Annotated in this window: 30 protein-coding genes; 17 read left to right on the top strand and 13 right to left on the bottom strand. The window is 63.8% G+C overall.

Annotated elements, in window-relative coordinates; all coding sequences use genetic code 11:
• Complete coding sequence (locus AAZU54_RS17340; RefSeq protein ID WP_186557333.1) at positions 1–441, bottom strand: winged helix-turn-helix transcriptional regulator; 441 nt, start codon at positions 439–441, stop codon at positions 1–3.
• Positions 442–543: 102 nt separating this feature from the next.
• On the opposite strand from AAZU54_RS17340, the gene AAZU54_RS17335 reads away from it, so the two are divergent.
• Positions 544–1,740: an MFS transporter gene (locus tag AAZU54_RS17335; protein WP_434727444.1), complete on the top strand. Its 1,197-nt coding sequence runs from the start codon at positions 544–546 to the stop codon at positions 1,738–1,740.
• 42 nt (positions 1,741–1,782) lie between these two features.
• Here the strand turns inward: AAZU54_RS17335 and AAZU54_RS17330 are convergent, their stop codons facing one another.
• From AAZU54_RS17330 to AAZU54_RS17310, 5 genes are all read right to left on the bottom strand, one after another.
• The gene (locus AAZU54_RS17330; protein WP_186557335.1) at positions 1,783–2,466 is read right to left on the bottom strand and encodes an OmpW/AlkL family protein; all 684 of its coding nucleotides are present in this window, start codon (positions 2,464–2,466) and stop codon (positions 1,783–1,785) included.
• 109 nt (positions 2,467–2,575) lie between these two features.
• A complete protein-coding gene (locus AAZU54_RS17325; RefSeq protein WP_225915628.1) occupies positions 2,576–3,166 on the bottom strand; it encodes a DUF3299 domain-containing protein in 591 nt (196 codons plus the stop codon).
• A 9-nt stretch (positions 3,167–3,175) separates the two neighbouring features.
• The gene (locus tag AAZU54_RS17320; RefSeq protein WP_186557336.1) at positions 3,176–4,441 is read right to left on the bottom strand and encodes an ABC transporter permease; all 1,266 of its coding nucleotides are present in this window, start codon (positions 4,439–4,441) and stop codon (positions 3,176–3,178) included.
• Entirely contained in the window at positions 4,441–5,151 is a 711-nt protein-coding gene (locus AAZU54_RS17315; protein WP_186557337.1) for an ATP-binding cassette domain-containing protein, read from the bottom strand. Before AAZU54_RS17315 ends, AAZU54_RS17320 begins: the two co-directional genes overlap by 1 nt.
• Entirely contained in the window at positions 5,152–5,727 is a 576-nt protein-coding gene (locus AAZU54_RS17310; RefSeq protein WP_312152772.1) for a DUF2796 domain-containing protein, read from the bottom strand.
• Positions 5,728–5,859: 132 nt separating this feature from the next.
• Between AAZU54_RS17310 and AAZU54_RS17305 the strand changes: the two genes are divergently transcribed.
• The gene (locus AAZU54_RS17305) at positions 5,860–6,201 is read left to right on the top strand and encodes a hypothetical protein (RefSeq protein WP_186557339.1); all 342 of its coding nucleotides are present in this window, start codon (positions 5,860–5,862) and stop codon (positions 6,199–6,201) included.
• Positions 6,202–6,635: 434 nt separating this feature from the next.
• On the opposite strand, the gene trxA is transcribed toward AAZU54_RS17305, so the two are convergent.
• From trxA to AAZU54_RS17290, 3 genes are read right to left on the bottom strand one after another with little or no spacing between them, the layout of a single operon-like run.
• Positions 6,636–7,523 (bottom strand): thioredoxin, encoded by an 888-nt coding sequence (gene trxA / locus AAZU54_RS17300; RefSeq protein WP_312152774.1) that lies wholly within the window; start codon positions 7,521–7,523, stop codon positions 6,636–6,638.
• 31 nt (positions 7,524–7,554) lie between these two features.
• Entirely contained in the window at positions 7,555–8,214 is a 660-nt protein-coding gene (locus AAZU54_RS17295; protein WP_434727443.1) for a class I SAM-dependent methyltransferase, read from the bottom strand.
• Positions 8,215–8,667, bottom strand: a complete 453-nt coding sequence (locus AAZU54_RS17290; RefSeq protein WP_186556618.1) for a YbaY family lipoprotein — start codon at positions 8,665–8,667, stop codon at positions 8,215–8,217. It lies immediately after the preceding gene.
• Between the two features lie 105 nt (positions 8,668–8,772).
• Here AAZU54_RS17290 and nrdR point away from each other — a divergent pair, with 105 nt between their 5' ends.
• The 12 genes from nrdR to AAZU54_RS17230 all read left to right on the top strand — a co-directional run bounded on the left by nrdR (position 8,773) and on the right by AAZU54_RS17230 (position 17,779).
• Positions 8,773–9,237 carry a transcriptional regulator NrdR gene (nrdR, locus tag AAZU54_RS17285; RefSeq protein WP_186556619.1) on the top strand — a complete coding sequence of 155 codons (465 nt, stop codon included), beginning with the start codon at positions 8,773–8,775 and terminating at the stop codon, positions 9,235–9,237.
• A gap of 2 nt (positions 9,238–9,239) precedes the next feature.
• Entirely contained in the window at positions 9,240–10,370 is a 1,131-nt protein-coding gene (gene ribD, locus AAZU54_RS17280) for a bifunctional diaminohydroxyphosphoribosylaminopyrimidine deaminase/5-amino-6-(5-phosphoribosylamino)uracil reductase RibD (protein WP_434727442.1), read from the top strand.
• A 43-nt stretch (positions 10,371–10,413) separates the two neighbouring features.
• Complete coding sequence (locus AAZU54_RS17275) at positions 10,414–11,079, top strand: riboflavin synthase (RefSeq protein WP_186556621.1); 666 nt, start codon at positions 10,414–10,416, stop codon at positions 11,077–11,079.
• Between the two features lie 18 nt (positions 11,080–11,097).
• The gene (gene ribBA, locus AAZU54_RS17270; RefSeq protein WP_186556622.1) at positions 11,098–12,189 is read left to right on the top strand and encodes a bifunctional 3,4-dihydroxy-2-butanone-4-phosphate synthase/GTP cyclohydrolase II; all 1,092 of its coding nucleotides are present in this window, start codon (positions 11,098–11,100) and stop codon (positions 12,187–12,189) included.
• A gap of 90 nt (positions 12,190–12,279) precedes the next feature.
• A complete protein-coding gene (gene ribH / locus AAZU54_RS17265; protein ID WP_003255395.1) occupies positions 12,280–12,756 on the top strand; it encodes a 6,7-dimethyl-8-ribityllumazine synthase in 477 nt (158 codons plus the stop codon).
• On the top strand, positions 12,753–13,253 hold the full coding sequence (gene nusB / locus AAZU54_RS17260) for a transcription antitermination factor NusB (protein ID WP_186556623.1): 501 nt from the start codon (positions 12,753–12,755) through the stop codon (positions 13,251–13,253). Before ribH ends, nusB begins: the two co-directional genes overlap by 4 nt.
• Positions 13,254–13,271: 18 nt before the next feature.
• Complete coding sequence (thiL, locus tag AAZU54_RS17255) at positions 13,272–14,237, top strand: thiamine-phosphate kinase (RefSeq protein WP_186556624.1); 966 nt, start codon at positions 13,272–13,274, stop codon at positions 14,235–14,237.
• Entirely contained in the window at positions 14,234–14,737 is a 504-nt protein-coding gene (locus AAZU54_RS17250) for a phosphatidylglycerophosphatase A family protein (protein ID WP_312151861.1), read from the top strand. Before thiL ends, AAZU54_RS17250 begins: the two co-directional genes overlap by 4 nt.
• 17 nt (positions 14,738–14,754) lie before the next feature.
• Entirely contained in the window at positions 14,755–15,507 is a 753-nt protein-coding gene (locus AAZU54_RS17245) for a substrate-binding periplasmic protein (protein WP_434727441.1), read from the top strand.
• A 426-nt stretch (positions 15,508–15,933) separates the two neighbouring features.
• Positions 15,934–16,551, top strand: coding sequence for a GTP cyclohydrolase II (ribA, locus tag AAZU54_RS17240; protein ID WP_186556627.1), 618 nt, complete (start codon positions 15,934–15,936; stop codon positions 16,549–16,551).
• Positions 16,548–16,967 (top strand): MFS transporter, encoded by a 420-nt coding sequence (locus tag AAZU54_RS17235; RefSeq protein ID WP_186556628.1) that lies wholly within the window; start codon positions 16,548–16,550, stop codon positions 16,965–16,967. The genes ribA and AAZU54_RS17235 overlap by 4 nt, the downstream gene beginning before the upstream one ends.
• A complete protein-coding gene (locus AAZU54_RS17230) occupies positions 16,967–17,779 on the top strand; it encodes a cobalamin-binding protein (RefSeq protein ID WP_186556629.1) in 813 nt (270 codons plus the stop codon). Before AAZU54_RS17235 ends, AAZU54_RS17230 begins: the two co-directional genes overlap by 1 nt.
• On the opposite strand, the gene AAZU54_RS17225 is transcribed toward AAZU54_RS17230, so the two are convergent.
• The 4 genes from AAZU54_RS17225 to AAZU54_RS17210 form a co-directional block, all read right to left on the bottom strand.
• Positions 17,757–19,649, bottom strand: a complete 1,893-nt coding sequence (locus AAZU54_RS17225) for a TonB-dependent receptor domain-containing protein (protein WP_434727440.1) — start codon at positions 19,647–19,649, stop codon at positions 17,757–17,759. The two genes, AAZU54_RS17230 and AAZU54_RS17225, sit on opposite strands and share 23 nt — an antisense overlap.
• Before the next feature lie 119 nt (positions 19,650–19,768).
• Positions 19,769–21,664: a 1-deoxy-D-xylulose-5-phosphate synthase gene (gene dxs, locus AAZU54_RS17220; RefSeq protein WP_312151855.1), complete on the bottom strand. Its 1,896-nt coding sequence runs from the start codon at positions 21,662–21,664 to the stop codon at positions 19,769–19,771.
• A 125-nt stretch (positions 21,665–21,789) separates the two neighbouring features.
• Positions 21,790–22,677: a (2E,6E)-farnesyl diphosphate synthase gene (gene ispA, locus AAZU54_RS17215; RefSeq protein WP_312151853.1), complete on the bottom strand. Its 888-nt coding sequence runs from the start codon at positions 22,675–22,677 to the stop codon at positions 21,790–21,792.
• Positions 22,674–22,916: an exodeoxyribonuclease VII small subunit gene (locus AAZU54_RS17210; protein WP_186556633.1), complete on the bottom strand. Its 243-nt coding sequence runs from the start codon at positions 22,914–22,916 to the stop codon at positions 22,674–22,676. Before AAZU54_RS17210 ends, ispA begins: the two co-directional genes overlap by 4 nt.
• Positions 22,917–23,158: 242 nt before the next feature.
• Here AAZU54_RS17210 and AAZU54_RS17205 point away from each other — a divergent pair, with 242 nt between their 5' ends.
• Genes AAZU54_RS17205 through AAZU54_RS17195 form a run of 3 tightly spaced genes read left to right on the top strand, consistent with a single transcriptional unit; the run spans position 23,159 to position 26,881 of the window.
• Positions 23,159–24,562, top strand: coding sequence for an MBOAT family O-acyltransferase (locus tag AAZU54_RS17205; protein ID WP_186556634.1), 1,404 nt, complete (start codon positions 23,159–23,161; stop codon positions 24,560–24,562).
• Positions 24,549–25,685, top strand: a complete 1,137-nt coding sequence (locus AAZU54_RS17200) for an SGNH/GDSL hydrolase family protein (protein WP_434727439.1) — start codon at positions 24,549–24,551, stop codon at positions 25,683–25,685. The genes AAZU54_RS17205 and AAZU54_RS17200 overlap by 14 nt, the downstream gene beginning before the upstream one ends.
• 2 nt (positions 25,686–25,687) lie before the next feature.
• Positions 25,688–26,881 carry an SGNH/GDSL hydrolase family protein gene (locus tag AAZU54_RS17195; RefSeq protein WP_392466483.1) on the top strand — a complete coding sequence of 398 codons (1,194 nt, stop codon included), beginning with the start codon at positions 25,688–25,690 and terminating at the stop codon, positions 26,879–26,881.
• The last annotated feature ends 96 nt before the right edge of the window (positions 26,882–26,977 follow it).

The raw sequence follows: 26,977 nt of genomic DNA, 5'->3' as shown, positions 1-26,977 counted from the left end.
CTAATGCCGCACCGTGCGCCTCAGACAATCCCCAGGCGCAAGTGCCCGCCCATCCTTAGCCCGCACCTGTAACACCTCTACCGGCTGCCCCTGAGCACTGTCCACCAATTGCGATCGCACTTCCCCCGCCTCGAACAGATACCGCTCCCCCCACTGGCGCATCCCAACCACGATCGGAAACACCGAGCGGCCTTTCTCGGTCAGTACGTATTCCTTGTAGGCACTGCCATCCGAGGCCGGTTGCAACTGCAGCAATTCACTCTCCAGCAACAGTTTCAACCGTGAGGCGAGGATGTTCTTCGCCAGACCAAGGTTTTTCTGAAACTCACTGAAGCGCCGCAGGCCGTCGAAAGCATCGCGCAGAATCATCAGCGCCCATCGATCACCAATCACCTCGAGGGCTCGGGCCACCGGGCATTGTTTATTTTGTGGGTCGAGCATGAGCCAAGCCTTCTCTTCAGTTCTGGTTGCAGATTAAAACCAGAATTGCTAGAAAGCTATCGTGTGGTTTCATTTTGAAACCAGATTGGCAAGGTATTGCACATGTCTTCGATCCAGTCTGCGACCGTCGGCCAAATCCCGCTGAGCCGCTCCCTGACGCTATTGCTCGCCGCGACCTGCGCCTTGGCTGTGGCCTCGGTGTATTTCTCCCAACCATTGCTGGAGTCGATGGCTGCCAGCCTAGGCGTAGCGACAGCCCGAATCGGACTGGTGGTGGGGGCGACCCAGGCCGGTTATGCGCTGGGGCTGCTGCTGGTGGTTCCGCTGGGCGATCTATTCGACCGCAAGCGCCTGATTCTTTCGCAGTTGCTGCTCTCGGCGTTGGCCCTGCTGGCTGTTGGCATGGCGATGGCCTGGGCGCTGCTGCTGGTAGCCATGAGCATGCTCGGCCTGATGGCGGTGCTGGTGCAGGTGGTCGTGGCCCATGCCGCGACCTTGGCCACCCCCGCCGAGCAGGGACGGGCCGTGGGTACGGTCACCAGTGGCGTGGTGCTGGGGATTTTGCTAGCGCGCCTGGTTGCAGGTGTGACGGCCGATCTGGCCGGTTGGCGCAGCGTATATTTCGCCGCTGCCGGGTTGACTGTGCTGATGGCCTGCCTGCTCTGGCAAACGCTGCCTAGCGCCAAGCCGGTGACAGCGTCAGTGAGTTACTTGCAGTTGTTGGCTTCGGTGCTGCGCATGTATCGACACGACCGCCTGTTGCGTCAGCGCGGTGCGTTCGCGCTGTTGATATTCGCCGCATTCAGCGTGATGTGGAGTGCCATGGTATTGCCGCTCAGTGCTGCACCACTGGCGTTGACCCATACCCAGATCGGTCTGTTCGGCCTGGCCGGAATTGCCGGGGCACTGGCCGCATCGGGCGCTGGACGTTTGGCCGATCAAGGCCACGGTCAGCGCACCACGGGGCTGGCCCTGGCGCTGTTGACGCTGGCGTGGATCCCCAGTGGATTGCTCGAACACTCGTTGCTGGCGCTGGTGTTGGGCGTGCTGCTGCTGGATTTCGCCGTGCAGGCGGTGCATGTCACTAACCAGACGCTGCTGTTGACTGGGCGGGGAGAGATGGCCAGCCGTTTGATCGGCGCCTACATGTGCTGCTATTCGGTAGGCAGTGGCCTGGGCGCAGTGGCGGCAAGTTGGGTGTATGCCCGCTGGGGTTGGCTTGCGGTGTGTGGACTGGGGGCGGGGTTCAGTGCACTGGCTTGGGGTTATTGGCTGTATCTGCGCCTACGCGGGGAGTAGAACGACACATGGCGGCCGCAGCCGCCATGTGAGGGCGATGGATCAGAACTTGTAGCCCAGGCCCACCATGTAGACCCATGGGTCTACATCCACGTCGACCTTGGTCTTGCTGTAGCCCAGTGCGGTTGGGCCATCGACGGTGGCCTTGGTGTCGATATCGACGTACCAGACCGAGGCGTTGACCAGCAGGTTGTCGGTGATCATGTAGTCCATGCCCAACTGGCCGGCCAGGCCCACCGAGTCTTGCAGCTTGAGGTTGCTGAAGCCCTGCTGTTTACGTTCGCTGCTCAGGTCTTCATCGAAGAACATGGTGTAGTTGATGCCCACGCCCACGTACGGTTGGAACTTCGAGCTTGGCTCCATCGGGAAGTACTGCAGCGACAGGGTCGGTGGCAGTTGCTTGATGTCCGCCAGCTTGCCGTCCAGGCCGCCGCCCAGGCCCTTGACGCCAACGGTGTGCTGGAACGGGGTGGCCGCCAGCAGCTCCAGGCCGATGTGATCGGTGAGCATGTAGGCGAAGGTCAGGCCCAATTGGGTATCGCTGTCCAGAGTAGCCTTGGTGCCCGAGACCTTGTTGCCGTCGAACTTCAGGTCGCCGCTATTTTCGTTGGGTGCGGTGGTGATGGCGCCGGCACGCAGGATGAAATCGCCCGCCTGGTGGGCGTGGGCAACAGGGGCTACGAGCGCCAGGGCAACGAGCGAGGCGCCGAGCAAGGACTTGTTCATGGAAGCTCCCAAAGGACGTTATTAAATGAGTAGTCCAATGGTACGGAGGCGTCTAAACCTAATGTTTGACCCAGCTCAAAGAACTGGCTTCACGAATCGCTAGCAGTTCTCATTTCAGCTCATAAGCGTAGATTTTCTCGGCTTCCATCTGATAACCCGCGTCGGCCAGCTCGCTGCTGCTGGCTTTGACCTGCATGCGCCCTTCGATCCAATAGGGCTGATAGAGGTCTTCGACGCGTACGCCCATCTCGCTGAAAATGTGCACGATCTGGTTCGACGGGGGTGGCGGTACATGGATGCACGCGCCGTAGTAGGGCACCAGCAGAAACTCGGTGGTGCGGCCCTCTTCGCTGACTTCCAGTGGCACGATGTAGCCGGGCAGTTTGACCTGCTGCTTGTCGAGTGCCTTGACCACTGGCGCGGCGGGGGCTTGTTGGCGCGCAGCGGGGGCGGCTTCGGCAGCCAGCGCGTCGCCGATCTGCGACAGGTCGTGCAGTGGCGTGAGCTGGGGCGGGATGACCGGGGCGCCTTCCGGGATCAGCGCCGGCCAGTCCAGCTCGCGCGGCTCTGCGGCCCAGGCTAGCGGCGTCAGCGCTATCAGCACCAGCAGCAACAGGATTTGCTGTGTGGCTGCCCGCCTGTGCGCGGGCTTGTCGAACTGTCGAACCGCAGCGAACAGGTGTGTAAGGTTCTGGATCATTGCCACTACTCAGAGATGAATCGACAAACCATCGGCCAGCGACTGCCGATAGGCACGCCAGGCTGGCACGCTACCCATCAGCAATGCCGCCCCAAGGATGATAGCCAGCAGCGTCCACTCATGTGCGCTGGGCCAGGCCAGTGGCAGGTACAAACCATAGTTGGCCTGCACATAGCCCTGGGCCAGGGCGATCCCGGTGTACAGTAGCCCCAGCCCGGCGGCAATACCGGCCACCGCCAGGGCCAAGGCTTCGAGCACCAGCAGGCCGGCGATATGCCAAGGCCGGGCGCCGACCGAACGCAAGATGGCCATCTCCCGCCGCCGTTCGTTGAGGCTGGTGAGAATGGCAGTGAGCATGCCGATCAACCCAGTCAGCACGACGAACAGCGACACCACGAACAAGGCCTGCTCGGCCGTGCCCATCAGGCTCCACAACTCCTGCAAGGCCACGCCTGGCAGGATCGCCAGCAACGGCTCAGTGCGGAACTGGTTGATCTCGCGCTGCAAACTGAAGGTGGCGATCTTGTTGTTCAGGCCCAGCATGAACGCGGTAATCGCAGCAGGCTGCAGGTCCATGGTCCGCGCTTGCTCGGCGCTGATCCTGCCGGCACCGCGTGCGGGCACGCCGTTGTGCCAGTCGATATGAATGGCCTCCATACCGCCGAGGCTGATGTGCAAGGTGCGATCGACTGGCGTGCCGGTGCGCTTGAGCACACCGACCACAGTGAACGGCTTGTCATCGTGCTTGACCAGGCTGATCGCCGCCACGCCGTGGGCCAGCACCAGTTTGTCGCCAAGCCCGTAGTGCAGCGCATCCGCCACTTCGGCGCCGAGCACCACCTCGAAGGGATCATCGGCGAACGCCCGGCCCTGGCTCAGTTCCAGGTGCTGGCGCCGACCGTATTGGTAATGGCTGAAGTAATCGCCCGTGGTGCCCATTACCCGGTAGCCGCGATGAGAGTCGCCCAGGGAGATCGGGATGGCCCACTTCACCCGTGGATCCTTGGCGTAATGCTGGTAGCTGTCCCAACGGATGTTGTTGGTGGCGTTACCGATGCGAAACACCGAGTACAGCAGCAAGTTGACCGACCCGGAGCGGGCGCCGACGATCAGGTCGGTGCCGCTGATGGTGCTGGCGAAACTGGCGCGGGCCTCGGTGCGCACGCGCTCGACGGCCAGCAGCAGGCACACCGACAGGGCAATCGCGAAAGCGGTCAGAAAGGCGGTGAAACGCCGGTTGGCCAGGCTGGCCAGGGCAAGGCGGAGCAGGTACATCAGGCCTCCCGGGGCTTGGCGGCGCGATTGAGTTCGGCCAGGGACAGGTGACGGTCGAACAGCGGTGCCAGGCTTTGGTCATGGCTGACGAACAGCAGGCTGGAGCCGGCCGCCCGGCATTCGTCGAACAGCAACCGGATGAACGCCTCGCGGGTATCGGCGTCCAGCGCCGAGGTCGGTTCGTCGGCGATCACCAGTTCAGGCTGGCCGATCAGCGCGCGCGCCGCCGCCACCCGTTGTTGCTGCCCGATCGAGAGGGTGTCGGCACGTCGAGCGAGCAAGGCCGGATCGTCCAGCCCCAGGTGCGCTAGCAACACCGCAGCGGCCTGGTCGATGCTGCCGTGGCGCTGGCTGGCGCGTTCGGCGCGACTGCGTGAGAAGCGACAAGGCAACTCGACGTTCTCGCGCACCGAGAGGAATGGCAGCAGGTTGAACTGCTGGAAAATGTAGCCGGTGTGATCGACCCGGAAGCGGTCGCGGGCGCCTTGGCTCAGTTCACCGAGGGCCTGGCCAAGCAGGCGAATGCTGCCTTGGCCGGGCAGGTTCACCCCGCCCAGCAAACCGAGCAGGGTGGTCTTGCCGCTGCCGCTGGGGCCTTTGAGGAACATCGCCTCACCGCGCTCCAGGCGAAACTGGGCAATCTCCAGCAGTGGCGGCTGGCCCGGCCAGGCGAACAGCAGATCTTGCAGGTCGATCAGCGGCTGACTCATTTAGAAGGCGACCACCGCTTTGCTCGGCGTGGCCTCCACACCTTTCTGACCATTGGGGCCGATCAGCTGCAGATTGATCTTCTGCGTTGCCGGGAAGGCTTTGAACAGCGGGGTCAGGTCGAGGCTGCTGAGCTTGTCCGGCGTGGCGCAGGTCAATTGGTAGTGGGCATGGATATCGCTGTGCTGGTGCTCATGGGCGTCGCCGTCGTCATCGGCTGCAGGCTGGTCGCCGAACAGCGGGCTCTCCAGCTCTTGCGCGTCTTCGCTGCAACCGGCGGCCTTGGCCAGGCCGAACAGCTTCAAGGGTTGTTCGAGCTGCTGGCGCACGGCGGCGACTTTGGCCTTGTCGGCGTCGCTGCTGGCGGCGTGCTCGAAGCCCACCAGGTTCATCGCCGGGCTGTCCAGTTCCAGTTCCAGGGTGCTGCCGTCGAGTACCGCATTGAGCTTGGCCACACCATGTTCATGAGCGCCGAGGCTGCCGTGGGCATGGTCGTGATCATGGTCATGGTCGTCGTGGGCATGGGCCACGGCCAGGGGCAGCAAGGCGAAGGGCAGGGCGAGGAGCAGGCGGCGCATGGACGACTCCGGGAGCGTGCGGGAAGGGTTTGGTAATGTTATAACAACTTTTCTTGGCCACGCCAGCCGCTTGGCGAAGGTTTCATGTCGTGGGAGCATGGACGCCATTGATCCTGTTGGAAGGAAGGCTTCGTGAGAATACGCGGAACGATTGGTGACTGGCCGGTGGATCTGAGCATCGAGCTGGAACCGGAGGAGTGGGCGCAGTTGGGGCGTCAGCTGGAGGTGCCGGTGGCAGAGGCGGTAGTTTCCACGACGAGTGCAGCGCCACGCCAGGACGATGGCCAGTGGGCGGCGGCGCGTGAGGTGCTGCGCGCGGCTGGACAGATGAGTGGGCCAGAGTTGCTGGAACGCTTGGAAGGGCTGGCGGGCAGTACCGCGGCGGGCAAGCGCCTGCTGGTGCGCTTGCGCCATAGCAGTGAAGTGAAGGTGCAAAGCGGGGCGGATGCCCCGGTTTATCACTGGCTCGGATGAAAAGCATCGCGGGGCAAGCCCGCTCCCACGTGAGCTTAAGCTCTGTACGAAAAGCCTGAGACTTTTCATGCAGGCCTAGTGGCGAGCCACGTGAGCTTAAGCTCTGTACGAAAAGCCTGAGACTTTTCATGCAGGCCTAGTGGCGAGCCACGTGACCTTCGGCTCTGTACGAAAAGCCTAAGACTTTTCATGCAGGCCTAGTGGCGAGCCACGTGAGCTTAAGCTCTGTACGAAAAGCCTAAGACTTTTCATGCAGGCCTAGTGGCGAGCCACGTGAGCTTAAGCTCTGTACGAAAAGCCTAAGACTTTTCATGCAGGCCTAGTGGCGAGCCACGTGACCTTCGGCTCTGTACGAAAAGCCTAAGACTTTTCATGCAGTCCCTAGTGGCGAGCCTCGTGGGAGCGGGCTTGCCCCGCGATGAGCGTTGGCGCTGTTAGAACAGCGCCGCCGCCAACTTGCGACGATAGACGCTGACCAGCGGGTGATCGCTGCCGAGCAACTCGAACACCTGCAACATTGCCTTTTGCGGCAAGCCGTTCTCATAGCCGCGATTACGCTGGAACAACTTCAGCAAGCCATCGAGCGCCGCTTCGTACTGCTGACGCGCCAGTTGCTGAATGCACAGTTGATACGCGGCCTCATCGTCCTGCGGGTTTTGCGCCAGGCGGCTCTTGAGCTCGGCCGCCTCCGGCAGGCTGGCAGCCTGGCGCAGGAAGGTCAGTTGCGCCTTGGCGCCGGCCAGGGCCGCCTTGTGCTCATCGGTCTTGACCGCATCGAGCACCACTTGCGCCTCACCCAACTCACCCCGCTCGGCCAGGCAGCGCGCATACAGAATCAGCGCTTCGGCATTGCTGTTGTCTTCACCCAGCAGGGTCTTGAGCGCGGTTTCGGCATCGGCGAAGCGGCTCTCGGCGAACAGCGCCTTGGCTTCTTCGAGCGGCGAAGCAGTGGGCGCCGCCGGCATCTGCACATGCGGTTCGAGCAGGGCGCGGATGGCCGACTCAGGCTGGGCACCAGCAAAACCGTCGACTGGCTGGCCGTCCTTGAACAGCACCACGGTGGGCAGGCTGCGGATGCCGAACTGGGCAACCACCTGCTGTTCCACATCGCAGTTGATCTTGGCCAGCAGCAGTTCGCCCTGGTAACCCTCGGCGATCTTCGCCAGTAGTGGCATCAGCGCCTTGCACGGCGCGCACCACTCGGCCCAGAAGTCCACCAGCACGGGCTTGTGGAAGGAGTTTTCGATGACCAGTTGCTGGAAGTTGGCGTCGGTGGCGTCGAAAATATACGGCAGGGCGTTGCTATCTGGTGCTTGGCTCATCGCGACTCTCGCAAATCTCTGGATGGCACCACTATAAAGGCTCGCGGCTGGCGTGGTACAGGCTGACCCGGCGGAATTCGTGTGGCTCGGCCAGGTCCGGCAGGGTCAGTGCTTCAAGCACCCCCAATGGCTGGTACAACGGGTGGCTGAAGTCGCGCACCCGCGAGTCAGCGACCAGCGCCTGGCGGCCTCGGCTAAGAAACGCATCGAGCAGTGGCAGGTTGGCGCGATCGTAGAGCACGTCTGCCACCAGGATCAGGTCGAAGCGATCGGCTTCGGCAAAAAAATCGCTGCTGTAACCCAGTTCGACCTCATTGAGCGCCGCGTTCGCCTGGCAGGCTTGCAACGCCAGCGGATCGAGGTCGCAGGCCACCACTTCCAATGCCCCCGCTCGCGCGGCAGCGATCCCGGCGATGCCTGAACCGGCGCCGAAATCCAGCACGCGCTTGCCACGCACCAACTCCGGGCGCTCGGCCAGGTAGCGCGCCATGGCCAGGCCGCTGGCCCAGCAGAAGCTCCAGTACGGCGGGTCTTCGAGGATGCGTTGGGTTTCTTCGCTGCTGAAGGCGCGATTCATGTTCTGCGCATCGATCAGCCACAGCTTCAAGGCGCACTGCGGCAGCTCGCTGGCGACCAGCCGCGCTTCACCGATCAGGCCGCTCAGGGCCTGTTGCAGATGCAACGGCGCCATCTATGGCGCCTTCTCGAAGCGCAGTGGGCCAGTGGCTTGGCTCGCGGCTTGAACAATACGCTGCGGTGGCAGGTGCATGATCAGCTGGCCGGAGCGGCTGGCGCGGCCACGCAATTCGACCCTGGCCCCGGCCGGGAATGCCTCGGGATTGAAGCGCAGCTGATAGGGCAGGGCCTGGCCGGTACCGATCAGGTTGCTGCTGGCCAGCAGGCGCTGCGGCCGGTCGCGTTCATCGATCACCAGCAGCGCCAGTTCGACGTCGGCGCCTGCCGGCACCTCCAGCAAGGTGCCGCTGATTTCGCGCTGGTAGGCCGGTAGCGGCCCCAGTGCCGGCGCCTTTTTCGCGACCTTGGGAGCGGGCGCTGCAGTGGGCTGCTCGCCTTTGGGTTTATCGCTGCTGCAGGCCGTCATCAGGCCAGCGAGACAGAGCACGACGAGCGCTCGATAGTGCATGGTGGAGTCCTTCACGGGCAGAATTGATTGGATGGTAACCCCTTTGGCTTGTCTTGCCAGTCGGATGCGCTACCATGGCCCTCCCTTTTTTTGTTGCCTGCCACCATGCACTGTCCCTTTTGCGGTGCCAACGACACCAAGGTCATCGACTCGCGCCTGGTCGCCGAGGGCGAACAGGTGCGTCGCCGGCGCGAGTGCGTCGCCTGCGGCGAACGCTTCACAACCTTCGAAACCGCCGAGCTGGTGCTGCCGCGGCTGATCAAGCAAGACGGTACACGCCAACCGTTCGATGAAGACAAGCTGCGTGCCGGCATGCAGCGCGCGCTGGAAAAGCGCCCGGTCAGCGTCGAGCGGCTGGAAGCGGCGCTGGCCCACATCAAGCACAAATTGCGCGCCACTGGCGAGCGTGAGGTCAAGTCGCTGGTGGTGGGTGAACTGGTCATGGCCGCGCTGCGCGAGCTCGACGAAGTCGCCTACATCCGCTTCGCCTCGGTCTACCGGCGCTTCCAGGACCTCGACGAATTCCGCGAAGAAATCGACCGCCTGGCCCGCGAGCCGGCTAAAGAGTAAGCATGCCCAGCCAGATCGCGATTCTCGACGCCCACTACATGGCCCAAGCCCTGCAACTGGCCCGCAAGGGCCAGTACAGCACCCATCCCAACCCGCGCGTGGGGTGCGTGATCGTTCGCGACGGCGAGGTGGTGGGCCAGGGTTGGCACGTACGCGCCGGTGAGCCGCACGCCGAGGTGCACGCACTGCGCCAGGCTGGCGAACGCGCTAAAGGCGCCTGCGCCTACGTGACCCTGGAGCCGTGCAGCCACCATGGGCGTACCCCGCCGTGCGCCGAGGCACTGGTCAAGGCCGGCGTCGCCCGGGTAGTCGCGGCCATGCAGGACCCCAATCCGCAAGTGGCCGGCCAAGGCCTGCGGCGCTTGGCCGAGGCGGGTATCGAAGTCGCCAGTGGCGTGCTGGAAAGCGAAGCGCGCGCGCTCAACCCAGGTTTCCTCAAGCGTATGGAACACGGGCTGCCGTTCGTCCGGGCCAAGCTGGCGATGAGCCTGGACGGGCGCACGGCGATGGCCAGTGGCGAGAGCCAGTGGATTACCGGCCCTGCCGCGCGCGCCGCCGTGCAACGCCTGCGCGCCCGCTCCAGCGTGGTGTTGACCAGCGCCGAAAGTGTGTTGGCCGACAACGCCCGGATGACCGTGCGTGGCGAACAGTTGGGCCTTGATGCAGAAACCACGGCCCTGGCCCTGTCACGCCCACCGCTGCGCGTGTTGATCGACGGCCGCCTGCGTCTGCCGCTGACGGCGCCGTTTTTCCAGGCAGGCCCGGCGCTGGTAGTGACTGCGGCGGCGGCTGATCCGCGTTACGCCCAAGCCGGTCACGAACTGCTGTGCCTACCCGGCGCCGAAGGCCGGGTCGACCTGCCCGGGCTGCTCAGGGCCCTGGCAGCGCGTGGCGTCAATGAAATTCTCCTGGAGGCCGGCGCCGGCTTGGTGGGGGCCTTCGCCCAGCTAGGCCTGATCGACGAGTTCCAGTTGTTCGTCGCCGGCACCTTCCTCGGCTCCCAGGCCAGGCCGCTGCTGGACTGGCCGCTGGCGCGGATGAGCCAGGCGCCGCGGCTGAAAATCACTGAAATGCGCGCCGTCGGCGATGACTGGCGGGTCACGGCCATCCCCCTGCCGGCCACCGGCGTATAATGCCTGGCTAGCCCAGCGCAGCCCTATTTGCGAGGACAACCGCATGTTCACCGGCATCATCGAATCCATCGGCACCATCCGTAGCCTGACCCCCAAGGGCGGTGACGTGCGCGTCTACGTCCAGACCGGCAAGCTTGACCTGGGCGACGTCAAACTCGGCGACAGCATTGCCGTCAACGGCGTCTGCCTGACGGCCGTCGACCTGCCGGGCGACGGTTTCTGGGCTGACGTCAGCCGCGAAACCCTCGAGTGCACCGCCTTCGACGACTTGAAAAGCGGCAGCCCGGTCAACCTGGAAAAAGCCCTGACCCCGACCACCCGCCTGGGCGGTCACTTGGTCAGCGGCCACGTCGACGGCGTCGGCGAAATCATCTCGCGCAGCGATAACGCCCGCGCCATCCAGTTCCGCGTGCGTGCGCCCAGAGAGCTGGCCAAGTACATCGCCCACAAGGGCTCGATCACCGTCGACGGCACCAGCCTGACGGTCAACGTGGTCGATGGCGCCGAGTTCGAGCTGACCATCGTCCCGCACACCCTGTCCGAAACCATCATGGCCGACTACCGCCCAGGTCGTCGGGTGAACCTTGAGGTCGACCTGCTGGCCCGTTACCTGGAGCGTCTGCTGCTGGGCGACAAGGCTGCCGAACCGAGCAAGGGCAGTAGCATCACCGAAAGCTTCCTGGCCGCCAACGGCTACCTGAAATCCTGATTGAGAAGGGGGTGCCGAGTGGCGCTCAACAGCATTGAAGAGCTGGTGGAAGACATCCGCCAAGGCAAAATGGTCATCCTCATGGATGATGAAGACCGCGAGAACGAAGGCGACATCATCATGGCCGCCGAGTGCTGCCAGCCTGAGCACATCAACTTCATGGCCAAGCACGCCCGTGGCCTGATCTGCATGCCGATGAGCCGCGAACGCTGCGAAACCCTCAAGCTGCCGCTGATGGCGCCGCGCAATGGTTCGGGCTTTGGCACCAAGTTCACCGTGTCGATCGAAGCCGCCGAAGGCGTCACCACCGGCATCTCCGCTGCCGACCGTGCGCGGACCGTGCAGGCGGCCGCAGCCAAGGACGCCAAGGCCGAAGACATCGTCAGCCCCGGTCACATCTTCCCGCTGATGGCCCAGCCTGGCGGTACCCTGGCCCGCGCAGGCCACACCGAGGCCGCCTGCGACCTGGCGCGCATGGCTGGCTTCGAGCCGAGCGGGGTGATCTGCGAGGTGATGAACGACGACGGCACCATGTCGCGTCGCGCCGAGCTGGAAGTGTTCGCTGCCGAACATGGCCTGAAGATCGGCACCATTGCCGACCTGATCCACTATCGGATGATCCACGAGCGTACCGTTCAGCGGGTTTCCGAGCAGCCGCTTGACAGCGAACTGGGCCAGTTCAACCTGGTCACCTACCGCGATTCGGTCGAAGGCGATGTGCACATGGCACTGACCCTGGGCAAGATCTGCGCCGAAGAGCCGACCCTGGTGCGGGTGCACAACATGGACCCGCTGCGCGACCTGCTGATGGTCAAGCAGCCAGGCCGCTGGAGCCTGCGTGCGGCGATGAGCGCGGTGGCCGAGGCCGGCAGCGGCGTGGTCCTGCTGCTGGGCCACCCACTCGATGGCGACGTGCTCCTGGCGCATATCCGCGAAAGCGCCGGCGAAACCCAGGTCAAGACGCCGAGCACCTACAGCACGGTCGGTGCCGGTTCGCAGATCCTGCGTGATCTGGGCGTGCGCAAGATGCGCCTGATGAGCTCGCCGATGAAGTTCAACGCGATATCCGGATTTGATCTGGAAGTTGTAGAATACGTGCCCTCTGAGTGACACAGGCGCGCTAGTTGCCCTGGCGCTCGTGTCCAAACCCTCCTGCAGGCCGTCTACGGCGGCCTCGCTCTTTAAAATGAGAACACCGGAATGACCCTGAAGACCATCGAAGGTACCTTCATCGCCCCCAAAGGTCGCTATGCTTTGGTGGTTGGCCGCTTCAACAGCTTCGTCGTCGAAAGTCTGGTAAGCGGTGCCGTCGATGCCCTGGTACGCCATGGCGTCAGCGAAAGCGACATCACCATCATCCGTGCTCCTGGCGCCTTCGAAATCCCGCTGGTTGCACAGAAAGTCGCCCAACAAGGCGCTTACGACGCGATCATCGCCCTGGGCGCTGTGATCCGCGGCGGTACCCCGCACTTTGAATACGTGGCGGGCGAATGCACCAAGGGCCTGGCCCAGGTGTCCATGGAGTTCGGTGTTCCGGTGGCCTTCGGCGTGCTGACTGTCGACTCCATCGAGCAAGCCATCGAGCGTTCCGGCACCAAGGCTGGCAACAAAGGTGCTGAAGCTGCCCTGTCCGCCCTGGAAATGGTCAGCCTGCTGGCGCAGTTGGAGGCCAAGTGATTAGCGACGAAAGCGATCGTTTCAACCCGCGCGATCCAAAACCTGCGGATGCCGGCAAGCCCTCGAAGAGCGCCAAGCGCCGCGAAGCCCGCAAGCTCGCGACCCAGGCCCTCTACCAGTGGCACATGGCCCGGCACTCGCTGAACGAGGTCGAGGCGCAGTTTCGGGTCGACAACGATTTCTCCGATGTAGACGGCGCTTACTTCCGCGAGATCCTGCACGGGGTTCCGGCCAAGGTGAAGGAAATCGACGAGGCTCTGGCGCCGTGCCTGGACCTTGCCCTGGAAGAGCTCGACCCGGTTGAACTGGCCGTTCTGCGCCTGTCCACCTGGGAGTTCATCATGCGCGCCGATGTGCCGTATCGCGTGGTGATCAACGAAGGTGTGGAGCTGGCCAAAGTGTTCGGCGCCACCGACGGTCACAAGTTCGTCAACGGTGTACTGGACAAGCTCGCTCCGCGTCTGCGTGAAGCGGAAGTCAAGGCGTACAAGCGCTGATTGCGGCGCTGACCAGCCATGGGTGAGTTTGAGCTGATCCGCCATTACTTCGCTGCCGCGCCCTGTGCGCAGGGCGGCGAAGGCGTGGCGTTGGGGATTGGTGACGACTGCGCCCTGCTGGACCTGCCTGCTGCGCAGCAGCTGGCGGTGTCCACTGATACCCTGGTCGCCGGCGTGCATTTTCCTGCCGTCTGCGACCCTTCGCTGCTTGGCCAGCGGTCCTTGGCCGTGGCCGCCAGCGATCTGGCCGCGATGGGCGCCACGCCCATTGGTTTTACCCTGGCGCTGACCTTGCCCGAGGTCAGCGCGCAGTGGCTGCAGGCTTACGCCGAAGGCCTCAATCGCATGGCCCGCCGCTGCGGCCTGAGCCTGATCGGCGGCGACACCACCCGTGGTCCCCTGAGCATCACCATGACGGTGTTTGGCCGCGTTGCACGTGGGCAGGCGTTGCTGCGCAGCGGCGCCCAGGTGGGGGATCTGCTGTGTGTCGGTGGTGAACTGGGCAATGCTGCTGGCGCCTTGCCGCTGGTGCTCGGTGAACGCCAGGTCGAAGCCGACTTGGCTGGGCCCTTGCTGGCCCATTACTGGTCGCCCTCGCCACAATTCGCCCTTGGCCAGGCCCTGCTTGGCAAAGCCACGGCGGCCCTGGACATCTCCGATGGTCTGTTGGCCGACTGCGGCCATATCGCCAAGGCCTCCCGGCGGGCGCTCGAGGTGAACCTGGCACAGGTGCCGGTGTCACCTGCTCTGCAGGGCTTTCTCGGCTCTGAAGCTGCGCGCCAGGCCGCGCTGATCGGTGGCGACGACTACGTGCTGGCCTTCACCTTGCCGCCGGCACAGCTTTCATCCCTGCGCGCCGCTGGTGTGCCGGTCCATGTCGTCGGCCGCGTGCTCGATGGCGAGGGCGTGCGCCTGCTGGACGAGCAGGGCCAGGACATCACCCCGCAGCAGCGGGGCTATCAACATTTTAGGGAGACACCGTGACCGACCACCCCAACCAGGTGCCTGCGGAGTTCGTTCCGCCCTCGGTCTGGCGCAACCCGTGGCACTTCATCGCCTTCGGCTTCGGCTCTGGCACTCTACCCAAGGCTCCTGGTACCTGGGGCTCCCTGGTGGCGCTGCCGTTCATCCCGCTGTGGCAGATGCTGCCAGACTGGGGCTACTGGCTGCTGCTGGGCGTGACCATGCTGTTTGGCTTCTGGCTGTGCGGCAAAGTGGCAAACGACTTGCGCGTGCATGACCATGAAGGCATTGTCTGGGACGAAATGGTCGGCATGTGGATCACCCTGTGGCTGGTGCCGGAAGGCTGGCAGTGGCTGCTCGCAGGGTTCCTGATGTTCCGCTTCTTCGACATCCTCAAGCCGTGGCCGATTCGCTGGATCGACCGGCATGTGCATGGCGGAGTCGGGATCATGCTCGACGATGTCCTCGCCGGGGTCTTTGCCTGGCTGGGCATGCAAGTTCTGGTGTGGGCGGTGGCCTGATACTTAGGAGCGGGTGGATGGGCATAAGGACGGCGTTGCTGGCGATGTTGCTGCTGCTCAGCGGCAGCGTGTGTGCCGCTAACGTGCAGGGTCAGCACCCTGCGCAGATCCACCTGGTCAGTGAAGAATGGCTTGACTACACCAATGCCGACGGCACCGGGGTGGCCTGGGACGTACTGCGCAAAGTGTTCGAGCCGGCCGGGGTCAAAGTGCTGACCAAGAGTGCGCCTTACAGTCGCGCGGTGGGCTTGGTCAAACGTGGCGAAGCGGATGCCTGGGTCGGCTCCTACAAGGAAGAGAACGACGACAACCTCTATCCGCGTTGGCATTTCGACATGGACCATATCTATGCCTTGGGCCTTGCCAGCAAGCCGGAACCTACCCCTGAGAACATTGGCCAGTACCGGTTGGCCTGGGTGCGCGGCTATGACTACGGCAGTTACCTGCCCAATGTTCGTGAATTTCGCGAGATCCAGCGGCGTGAAGGGATCCTGCCGATGCTCGAGCACGAGCGAGTGGATTTCTACATCGATGCGCTGACTGAAGTCGACTACGTGCTGGGCCAGGCGGCGCAGCCTGAGCGCTTCCGGCGTACCCATATCGCTGAGTTGCCGCTGTATCTGGCATTTGCCAAGAACGAACAGGGTAAATCCTTGAAAGACTTGTTTGACCGGCGCATGGAGCAATTGGTGCGTAGCGGCGAGCTGAAAGCGATCTACGAAAAGTGGCAGCAGCCGTATCCATTTACTGCGGACAGTCAGCCCCATTAAGTTGGCTTCTTCGCGGGCAAGCCCGCTCCCACAGCTACCGCGCAGATCTGAGGCTTGCGCTGAGTCATGACTGACTCAATACAAATGCTCTGACCGACTTGGCCCCTATGGCAGCAGCCGTATCCTTTTACTGCGCACAGTCAGCCACATTGAGTTGGCTTCTTCGCGGGCAAGCCCGCTCCCACAGCTACCGCGCAGATCTCAAGCCAGCGGTGAGTCATGACTGACACAATAAAAGTCTCTGAGCGACTTGGCCCCCTGTGGGAGCGGGCTTGCCCGCGAAGAGGCCAGTGCTGGCACCCTGCAATGTTCAATAAGCATCGAACTTTTCGATCTTAAGCCACGGTATTCAGCCTGCGCATATGCGCCAGCCTGCTGATACAATCGGCTCACGTGAAATTCCAAGTTACTTATCAGGAGCACAACGTGCCCGTCGTCTTTGTTGCCGCCTCGAAACTCCCGACTCCCTTCGCGACCTTCACCATGCATGGCTTTCTCGACGAAGCCACTGGCCGTGAGCACGTGGTGCTCAGCCTGGGTGATATCGCTGACGGCGAGCCGGTGCTCGGGCGCCTGCATTCCGAGTGCCTGACCGGTGATGCCTTGTTCAGCCAGCGTTGCGACTGCGGCTCGCAACTCGAAGCCGCCCTGCAAGCCATCGCCCGTGAAGGCCGTGGCGTGCTGCTGTACCTGCGCCAGGAAGGTCGTGGCATTGGCCTGTTGAACAAGATCCGCGCCTATGAGCTGCAAGATGGCGGCGCCGATACCGTCGAGGCCAACGAGCGCCTGGGCTTCGCCGCTGACCAGCGCGACTATGCCATGTGCCTGCCGATGCTCGAGCACCTGGGCGTCAAGGCGCTGCGCTTGATGACCAACAACCCGCGCAAGGTCAAGGCGCTGACCAGCATGGGCATCAACGTCGCCGAGCGCGTGCCGCTGCATACCGGCCACAACCCGCACAACCGCCTGTACCTGGCGACCAAGGCTGGCAAGCTTGGCCATATGATGGGCACCGAGCACCAAGGTGAGGTGCCTCAGGCGTGACCCGCAGCGAGGTGAAGCGGCGCCTGGCGCTGGCCTGGTGGCAATACCTGGCAGTCGGGCTGTTGCCGCTGCCAGTGATGGCCTGGGCCTTCGGTGGTGGCGACGGACTGATCCCGGTGCTGGCCATGCCACTGTTCATCGCGGGAGCCGCGACCATGTTCCTCAGCCTGCCACGCTTCGGTGCCTACAAGCGGGCGTTGATTGCCACCTCCAAGGTGCTCGGTACGCCTGAAGAGCCGGCCGCCTGGATCGAGCTGGCGCGGGTGCGGCGCATGGCCATGTTGTTCGCCTGCATCCCCGCCTGGGTCGCCGCGTTGTCAGTCTTGGTCGGGCTAGAAGCGGTAGCGCAAATCCTCCTGGCGCTGTCCACCTTGGTGTTGCTGTACCTCTATCGCATTCCGCGTCAGCTGGGCTGATGCGCGTCTTTCTTTGCCTGCTGTTGCTACTGGTTGGTGGTGCTCACGCAGCGGCTGGGCCACGGGTAATCAGCCTGGCGCCGTCGATGACGGAAATCATGCTCGAGCTGCACGCCGATGACCTGCTGGTGGGGATGCTCGACGGCGGCGAACGGCCCGCAGGGTTGGCTGCGTTGCCTTCGGTGGGGCGTCACGGCCAGCTGGACATGGAGCGCCTGCTCAGCCTCAAGCCCGACTTGCTGCTGCTCTGGCCTGGCAGTGTTGCCCCGGCCCAGCGCGATCAGCTGCGCCGCCTGGGCATCGCTACCTTCAGTGATGAAGCGAAAAACCTCGACCAACTGATCGAGCAGATCGAGACCATCGGTGTGCGGGTGGGTCGCGCTGAGCAGGCTCGGCACTATACCGCGCAACTGCGTGCCCGCCTGCAAGCGCTGCGCGAGCGCTACCAACGTGATCGGCCGCTGGCGGTGTTCTATCAGGTGTGGGACAAACCGCTGTATACCTTGGGTGGCCAGCAGATCGTCAGCGATGCGCTGACTGTCTGTGGCGCGCGCAATGTCTTTGCCGACCTGACGCAGCCGGCGCCGCTGGTCAGCGTAGAGTCGGTGCTGGCGCGTGATCCAGAAGTGATCCTGGCCGCTGACAACGCGCAGCTGACGCCGTGGAAGGCCTGGCCGCAACTGCGGGCCACGGCCAATCAGCAGCTGCTGGTGGTGCCAGACAAGGGCCTGGAGCGGCCCAGCGGGCAGATGATCGAAGCGACCGCCAAGCTCTGCGCAGTGCTCGACGCTAGAGTGCCGGCGTCCAGGTAAGGCTCAGCAGCCAGGTGCGGCCTTCTTCGCGATAGCCGTAGTTGCTGTTGTCATAGCTGTACAGCGCACGGCTGTAGCCTTTGTCCAACAGGTTATCCAACTTCAGGTCGACCCTGATCTGCTGGCTGGCCGTCCAACTGCCACGCAGGCCAAGCAAGCCATAGCCTGCGAGCCGATTGAGGTTCTTCTCCTCGTTGTAGCTGCTGCTGACCGCCTGCCAACTGCCACCGACACTGAACCGTTCGAACTGCCGATCGACATCCAGGCTCAGGGTGCGACGGGCGCGGCGGGCCAGGGTGTGCCCGCTGTCGCGATCACGCGGATCGATCACCGCCAGGCCCAATTGGGCCTGCCAGGCTTGCCACTGCTGATGCAGGGTCAGCTCCACCCCGTCGATGCGCGCGCTGGCCACGTTGTAGGGCTTGGTCTGCATGTCGGGGAAGATGATCGCGTCACGCAGGTCGGTGCGGTACAGCGAGGCTTCCAGGCGGCTGCTGCTGGTCAATTGGCTGCGCCATTGCAGCTCGTAACTCTTGGAATGCTCGGGCTTGAGCTCAGGATTGCCGTACTGAGGATCGTAGAGATCATTCAGCGTTGGTGCGCGAAAGCCCTCGCTGTAGGACAGCAGCAGGTCGTTGCGCTCGTTTACCGGCAGGGTCAGGCTGGCACTCAATGTGGTTTCGCGGCCGAACTGCTGGTTGCGGTCGTGGCGCAGGCCAAGTTCGCTAGAGAACCCTTCGCCGGCATAACGATGCTGCACAAATACCGCACGGTTCCAGCGACTGCCCTCGATGAACTCGGTCGTGCCCTGGGCGCGGTCCTGATACCAATCGCCACCCAGCAACAGGCTGTGGCGTTCACCCAGGCTCAGGTCGTTCTGCCAGGTGACCTGGTCACGGTAGGTGTTGTAGACGAAGCGCTCAGCGCTGAGTTTGTCGCGCTTATCGTCGCGGTTCTCGCTGTGGCCCAGTTCCAGGCGCGAGTGCCAGGCGTCATTGAGCTGCGCGTCGAAGTAGCTGCCTACGCTGCTGACACTGAAGTCAGTGTAAGGCTTCTGGCCGAAACTCTCGAAGGTGACCGGGTCGAAGCGCCCGTAAGGGTTGTCGTATTCACTGCGACCACGGCTGTCGAGCAGGTTCAAGCCGGCTTCGAAGCGCTCGTTGAAGGTGTGGCTCAGGCTTAGGTTGAATGATTGGTTGCGATAGGCGTCATGGTCACCGTCGCTGGCAAAGGACGGGCCGGTCGAGTCGATGCCAGCGGTTTCGTCCAGGCTGGCGCCCAGACTGAAACGGGTAGCGTCGTCACCGCCAGACAGGCCCAGGCTGCGCTGCCAGGTTTGGTTGCTGCCGGCCGCCAGGCGCAGGCGCGGTTGCAGGCCAGGGCCGCTGCTGCGGCGGGTGAAGATCTGGATAACCCCGCCAATGGCGTCGCTGCCATAGACCGCCGAGCGCGAACCGCGCAGCACTTCGATGCGCTCGATCTGGTCGACGTCGAGAAACTGCAGGCCGCTGTCGCCAGAGGTGGCGTTGGCGATACGCACGCCGTCGACCAGCACCAGGCTCTGGGCGGCCTTGGTGCCGCGGATGAAGATCCCCGGTAGGCTGCCGCGACCGCCGGTGGGGGCGACCTGGACGCCGGGCACGCGGGTCAGTAGGTCGCTGACGCTGCTCGGTTGCAGGCGGTCGATGTCGCTGCGGGTGAATACGCTGTTGGCAGCGCTGGTGGTGGTGCGCGATTCAACCTGACGGCTGGCGCTGATCAGCACGTCGGGGAGTTTCAGGGCATCGTCGCGGGCCGGTTCGGCGGCCAGCAGGGTGGTCGGCAGGCAGAGCAGGGTGGTGAGGGTTGGGATTTTCACTGGCAGTTCCATCGCTATCGCGGGGCAAGCCCGCTCCCACGCAAGCGAGCAGATAGCGTCTGTCTGCGTGGGAGCAGATAGCGCCACGCCTGCGTGGGAGCGGGCTTGCCCCGCGATTGAGCCGCAAAAAATCAGAGGCCGAGCTTGGCCATCCGCGCGCGCACCGATGCTTCGATCCCCGCCGCATCCAGGCCGCATTCGGCCAGCATCTGTGCAGGCTTGGCGTGTTCGACATAGATGTCCGGCAGCCCCAGGTGCAGCAGCGGCTTGAGCAGCGCCTCGCGAGCGAGGAACTCGCCCACCGCAGCGCCCGCGCCGCCCATGATGGCGTTCTCTTCGATGGTCACCAGCAGTTCGTGGTTGGCCGCCAGCTCGCGTATCAAGGCCTCATCCAGTGGTTTGACGAAGCGCATGTCGACCACGGTCGCGTTGATCTGCTCAGCCACGTGCAGGGCCTCGGCCAATTGCACGCCGAACACCAGCAGGGCGACTTTCTCGCCCTGGCGACGGACCACGCCTTTACCAATTTCCAGCGGCTCAAGATCGCCACTGATCGGCGCATTCGGGCCAGTGCCACGCGGATAGCGTACCGCAGCCGGGCCGTTGTACAGGTGGCCGGTGCTGAGCATCTTGCGCAGCTCGTTCTCATCGCTCGGGGTCATCACCAGCATGCCGGGGATGCACCGCAGGTACGACAAGTCGTAGCTGCCAGCATGGGTCGGGCCGTCTTCACCAACCAGGCCGGCGCGGTCGATGGCGAACAGCACATCGAGGTTCTGCACCGCCACGTCGTGAATCAGCTGGTCGTAGGCACGCTGCAGGAAGGTCGAGTAGATCGCCACCACCGGCTTGGCGCCTTCGCAGGCCATGCCCGCAGCCAGGGTCACAGCGTGCTGCTCGGCAATGGCCACGTCGAAGTAGCGCTCGGGGAAGCGCTCGCTGAACGCCACCAGGTCCGAGCCTTCCTTCATCGCCGGGGTAATGCCCACCAGGCGATTGTCGGCGGCGGCCATGTCGCACAGCCATTGACCGAACACGGCGGAGTACTTAGGGCCGCTGGCTTGTTTCGGCGCGACCGGTTTGTCGGCAGGTTCGAGCTTGGTAATGGCGTGGTAGCCGATCGGGTCGACCTCGGCGGGGGCGAAGCCCTTGCCCTTTTTGGTCACCACATGCAGGAACTGCGGGCCCTTGAGGTCACGCATGTTGCGCAGGGTGGCGATCAGGGTCGGCAGGTCGTGGCCGTCGATCGGGCCGATGTAGTTCCAGCCCAGCTCTTCGAACAGGGTGCCGGGAACCAGCATGCCCTTGGCATATTCTTCAGTGCGCCGGGCGATTTCCCAGGCGCCAGGCAAGCGCGAGAGGACCTTCTTGCTGCCCTCGCGCATGCTTGCGTAGGTGCGGCTGGAGAGGATCTTGGCCAGGTAGTTGGACAACCCGCCGACGTTGCGCGAGATCGACATGTCGTTGTCGTTGAGGATCACCAGCATGTCGGCGTTGACTTCCTGGGCGTGGTTCAACGCCTCGAAGGCCATGCCCGCAGTCAGCGCGCCGTCACCGATCACCGCGATCGATTTACGCGGGCTGTTTTGCAGGCGGGCGGCAATCGCCATGCCCAGCGCGGCACTGATCGAGGTGCTGGAGTGGCCGACGCCGAAGGTGTCGTACTCACTTTCGACGCGGCGCGGGAAGGCGGCGATGCCATCCTTCTGGCGCAGGCTGAGCATGCGCTGGCGGCGGCCGGTGAGGATCTTGTGCGGGTAGGCCTGGTGACCGACGTCCCACACCAGACGATCGTCCGGGGTGTCGAAGACGTAGTGCAGGGCAACCGTCAATTCGATCACGCCCAGGCCGGCGCCGAAGTGCCCGCCAGTCTGACCAACGGTATAGAGCAACTCCTGGCGCAATTCGTCGGCCAGGTTCTCCAGGTCGGCTTCAGCCAGCCGGCGCAGGCCGGCGGGCGTATCGGCGCGGTCCAGCAACGGGGTGACCGGGCGTTCGCGGGGGATCTCTTGAAACGTCGTGGGCATCAGGCGAGTCGTTATAGGTTTGAAGACGCGGCAGTTTACCCCATTGTGTAGGAAGCTGCCCATTCACAGGGGGGCGGTCCAAGCTTGCTGAAGCAATACCGGCGGCGTGGCGAGATCTGCTTAGTTTAGTGGCGCCGCTCGACGATATAGCGGGCCAGCGCGCGCAGCGGCTCGGCGTTATCACCAAAGCCGTGCAATGCAGCCAGCGCCTGGTCGCGCAGCTCGATCGCGTAGGCCTTGGCCGCATCCAGGCCAAGCAAGGCTGGATAGGTCGGTTTGTCACGGGCTATGTCAGCGCCCTGGCGTTTGCCCAAGGTGGCGGTGTCACTCTCGACGTCGAGGATATCGTCCTGCACCTGGAAGGCCAGGCCGATGGCCTGGGCATACACCTGCAAGGCATCCAGTTGGGCCTGTTCGGCGCGCGCGCTGGCCAGGGCGCCGAGGCGCACGCTGGCTTCGATCAGGGCGCCGGTCTTGTGCCGGTGCATGTACTCCAGGGCTTGCTGGTCGAGCTTCAAACCCACCGAGCCGAGGTCGATGGCCTGCCCGCCGACCATCCCGGCAGGGCCGGCGGCCTTGGCCAGGGTCTGCACCATGTCCAGGCGGGTGGCAGCGGTTTGGCTGCTCAGGCGCGGGTCGAGCAGGGCGTCGAAAGCCAGGCTCTGCAGGCCGTCGCCAGCGAGGATCGCGCAGGCTTCGTCGAATTTTTTATGGGTGGTCGGCTGGCCACGGCGCAGGTCGTCATCGTCCATCGCCGGCAGGTCATCGTGGACCAGCGAGTAAGCGTGGATCAGTTCGACCGCACAGGCCGCGCCATTGGCGTCTTCGGCCGGCGCGCCAAAGGCTTCGCAGGCGGCATAGGCGAGCAGCGGGCGCACGCGCTTGCCGCCATTCATCACGCTGTAGCGCATGGCTTCATAGAGCCGCTGCAGCTCTGCCGACGGCGCCTGGAACAGCTGTTCGAGAGCGGCATCGACGCGTGCCTGGCAGGTGGCCTGGTAGCTATTGATCATTCTTGCGGCTCCGCGTCGAACGGCTGAGCGGCCAGCTCGCCGTCGCGCTCGAGCAGGATTTGCACTTTTTGCTCGGCCTGGGCCAGGGCGCCCTGGCAGTCACGGGTCAGGGCGATGCCTTGCTCGAAGGCGGCCAGCGACTCTTCCAGCGACAATTCACCGTTCTCCAGGCGCTCGACCAGCGCTTGCAGATCGGCGAGGGATTGTTCGAAATCGATGGAGGTTTTTTTGCGGGCCATGGCGACTGTCTCGGTGGCATTCAGAACGGCGCGACACTAGCAGAGCGGGGCAGGGGGAGCAAATTGCCGAGGCCTATCGTTCGTCGCATTTTGTTTCATTTGCCTGCGAATATTCGTATTGCAATTTCAGAGTCTGTCCGATTGTGGCGTTCAGACCCCTCTGCCATAATCCCGCGCGCTCTGCGCCGGGGCTTGCATGGCAGCCGCCGCCCCTCCCTCCACGTCACGTAACGGACTACGTTGTGAGCTTCCTTTCGATCGAATTCGGCTTGTGCTTCACGCTGTTCTTCCTGCTCTATTGGAGCCTGTGCTGGAGCGTGCGTTTGCAGAATGCGCTGCTGCTGACCGCCAGTTATGCCTTGGTGGCCAGTTTCAGCCTGCAATCGCTGTACATCCTGCTCGGCTACAGCGCACTGGTGTACCTGCTCGGGCAATTGACAGCGCGCTATCCCGGGCGCTGGTTCAACCCGGTCTTGTTACTGGCCCTGGTGCTGGGCTGCTTCTATCTATTCAAGTACCAGGAGTTCTTCGTCGCGGGTGCGCAGAGCGCGCTGGCAGCGCTGGGGCTGACGGTTTCGCTGCCGATTCTGGAGTTGCTGGTGCCGATCGGGCTGTCGTTCTATGCCTTCCACTCGGTCAGCTACCTGGTGTCGATCAATCGCCGTGAGCTTGCGCCTGTGCCCGTGCTGGATCTGGCGCTGTACCTGGCGTTCTTCCCCAGCCTGGTGGCGGGGCCGGTCAATCGTGCAGCGCACATGCTGCCGCAGATTCGCCCACAGGCCATGCGCCAGGTACTCGAGCCACAGCGTGCGCTGGGGCTGATCGCCCTGGCGGTGGTGAAGTTATTCTTCTTCAGCGCCTGGCTGGGCAGCGAGTGGGTCGATCCGGTATTCGACACCCCCGGCAGCGCCAGCCCCGAGCAGGTGCTGCTGAGCGTGTATGGCTACAGCTTCCTGATCTATTTCAACTTCAGCGGCTACACCAACCTGGTCACCGGTATCGCCCTGCTATTGGGAGTGCGCTTGCCGGACAACTTCAACGCCCCCTACGCGGCACATAACCTCAAGGAATTCTGGGCGCGTTGGCACATCAGCCTGTCGCGCTTCATCCGCGATTACGTGTACATCCCGCTGGGCGGCAACCGGCAGGGGGTGTGGCGGGGCAACCTGAACATGTTGCTGGCCATGCTGGTGTCCGGCCTGTGGCACGGCGCGAGCCTGAACTTCATTATCTGGGGCGCGCTGCATGGCGTCGGTCTGGCGATCTATAAGCTGTTCGACCAGTTGTTGCCTGGCTTTGCCCGACTGCCTGGGGCAGGGCTGCTGGCTCGCCTATTGACCTTCCATTACGTCGCCTTCGCCTGGATTTTCTTCCGCAGCCCAACCCTGGACAGCGCCCTGGAAATGCTCGGCGATATTGCCCAGGTCAGTGTCGCGGGGCTGAATTCGTCCAGCGGCCTGCTGATTCTGGCCAGCGTGCTGTTGGTGGCCAGTTATCCCCAGTGGCTGAGCTTGCTACGCCAGGGTTTCGCCGCGAGCCAGCGGTTGCCCTGGCAGCTCTATCCGATCCCGCTGGCGTTGTTCGTGTCGCTGGTGATCTTCGCTTCGCAGTCGGGTGTGCCGGGGTTCATTTATGCCAGCTTCTAATGCCACGTCGTTGTCCCAGGTGCAGCTGAGCGCGGCCAAGGCGCTGTACGCCATCGTCGTCACCACGCTGTTGTTGTTCTGGCTGAACCAGGACTCGATCAAGCTCTATTGCCAGCAGAAGTATCACCAGAGCTGTGAGCTGCCGGTCATTGGCCAACTGCCGGCCTGGCGCCTGGGCGCGGGCTTGACCATGGCATTGGGCGGGGCGCGCGACAGCTTCCTCGACAGCCTCGAGCGCCAGACCCAGCTCGCCAAGGCGCCAGAGCCGCAAGTGCTACCGCCACCAATGCCGGTGGTGACGGTCGATCTGGAGCGACCACTGCTGCCGAGCAAGCCGCCAGCTAGGGCCGTGCACACTGCGGCGGCGCCATCGGTATCAGCTGATGCTGTGACGCCGCCAGTCGCCGCCGCGCCGGCGCCCACACGTCCGTCAACTGCGCCACCGCTATTACAGCCGGGCACCGTGGCAGCCTTGGCGGCCGGTGATGAGGTATTCCTGGTCGGCGACTCACTGATGCAGGGGGTTGCGCCGCATCTGGCCAACAGCCTGCGCAAGCGCTATCAGATCAAGACCGTCAACCTCAGTCGGCAGAGTACCGGCCTGGCCTACCCAGGCTTCTTCAACTGGCCCAAGACCGTCGCCGAGACCCTTGAGCGTGAGCCGAACATTCGCCTGATGGTGGTGTTCCTTGGCCCCAACGATCCGTGGGATATGCCCCAGGGCAAGGGCAAGCCGTTCCTGCGCTTCAAGTCGCCGGAGTGGGAAGTGGCCTATCGCGCCCGCATCGATGCGATTCTCGAGCAGGCACGGGCGCATCAGGTCCAGGTGATCTGGGTCGGGCCGCCGAATATGAATCAACCGCGGCTGTCTTCGGCCATGGCCTATCTCAGTGGTCTGTACCAGCAGCAGGCAACGCTGTTCGGCCAGCACTTCGTTTCGGCCAACCCGTTCCTCGGCTATCCGGACGAGCAGTTCTCCTTTACCGTGCAGTCGCCGCAAGGCAAGCGAATCAAAGTCCGTTATGACGACGGCGTGCATTTCACCATCACCGGGCAGAAGATGATTGCGGCGCAGGTACTGTCGCTGATCAGCTTCCCGGCCCTCACCGTTACAGGACATTGACCATGCGCCAATGGCATCACCTGCTGGGCCTGGCCCTGCTGATCAGCAGCGTGCCCGGCTGCAGTGCCGGTGTGAGCGTGCCGGCCCAGCCTGCGCCCGCCAAAGTTGCCACCGCGCCCGCCACTCGCCAGGACGGCAACCTCGGCGTGTTCGCCGACAAGTTGCGCAACGCCAGGCGTGCGCCTGTCTCTATTGTCCAGCTGGGTGACTCACATACCGCCGCCGACCTGTTCAGTGGCGAGCTACGGCGTCTGCTGCAAGCGCGCTATGGCGATGGTGGTATCGGCCTGGTGCCGGCGACCTCGGTGCCGGGTATCCGCAATGATCGGGTGATCATCAACAGTGAGCGCCGCCAGTGGGAGTTGATCTCGGCGCGTAACCAGCAGAGCAGCCAGTTTCCTCTGGGCGGCTACCTGTCGTTGCCGCTCGCAGCCCGGCCTAAGGTGAACCTGCAAGCGCGCGACGCCGATGCGCAGCGTTACAAGGTGTCTGCCTTGTACCAGGCCAGCCGTAACAGCACCTTGCTCGCCAATGGCAATCAGCGGCGCATGCTGCCAGCCACCAACGGTCAGTGGCGCTTGAGCCCAGCGTTTAACAATCTTGGCCTGCCGATGCAGCTAGGCCTGGAGGGGGGCGAGGGTGTGCTGCTGGGTGGCTGGTACCTCCAGGGGCAGAAGAATGCCGGGGTGACCTATTCCTCGCTGGGCATCAATGGTGCGCGTCTGGAGGTTGTGGATAAGTGGCAGCCCGGTTGGCAAGACAGCCTCAAGCTGTTGCGACCGGACCTGGTGATCCTCGCCTACGGCACCAACGAGGCGTTCGATGACAAGCTCGACCTGGCGCTGTACCAGTCTCAGCTCGATGCGACCCTGAGCAGCTTGCGCAAGCAGTTGCCGCGGGCGGCGATCTTGTTGGTCGGGCCACCGGACTCGATCAAGCAGCGCAAGGCGCGTTCATGCGCAGCCAAGCAGCCACAGCCGTTGGCTGGGGTGGTGCGGGTGCAGCGGCAGATGGCGCAGAAACACAAGGCGTTGTTCTGGGATTGGCAGGCCTACATGGGCGGGCCATGTTCGATTGCCCGGTGGCAGGCCGGGGGGCTGGCGCGAGGGGATCTGGTGCACCTGACTGGCGAGGGTTATCGCAAGAGTGCGGCGGGGTTGTATGAGTTCTTGAAAGGGTCGCTTCGGTTGCGCTGAGGCGGCCAACGCCATCGCGGGGCAAACCCCCTTACACGCGGCATAAAAACAGCGTGGGTGCGGGCTTTCCCCGCGATAGGGTTGCACAAACACTTC

The sequence above is a fragment of the Pseudomonas sp. Je.1.5.c genome (assembly GCF_051129895.1).
Classification (GTDB): domain Bacteria; phylum Pseudomonadota; class Gammaproteobacteria; order Pseudomonadales; family Pseudomonadaceae; genus Aquipseudomonas; species Aquipseudomonas urmiensis.
Note: the sequence above shows the minus strand (reverse complement) of the source record. Positions and strands in the feature narration are given on the sequence as shown.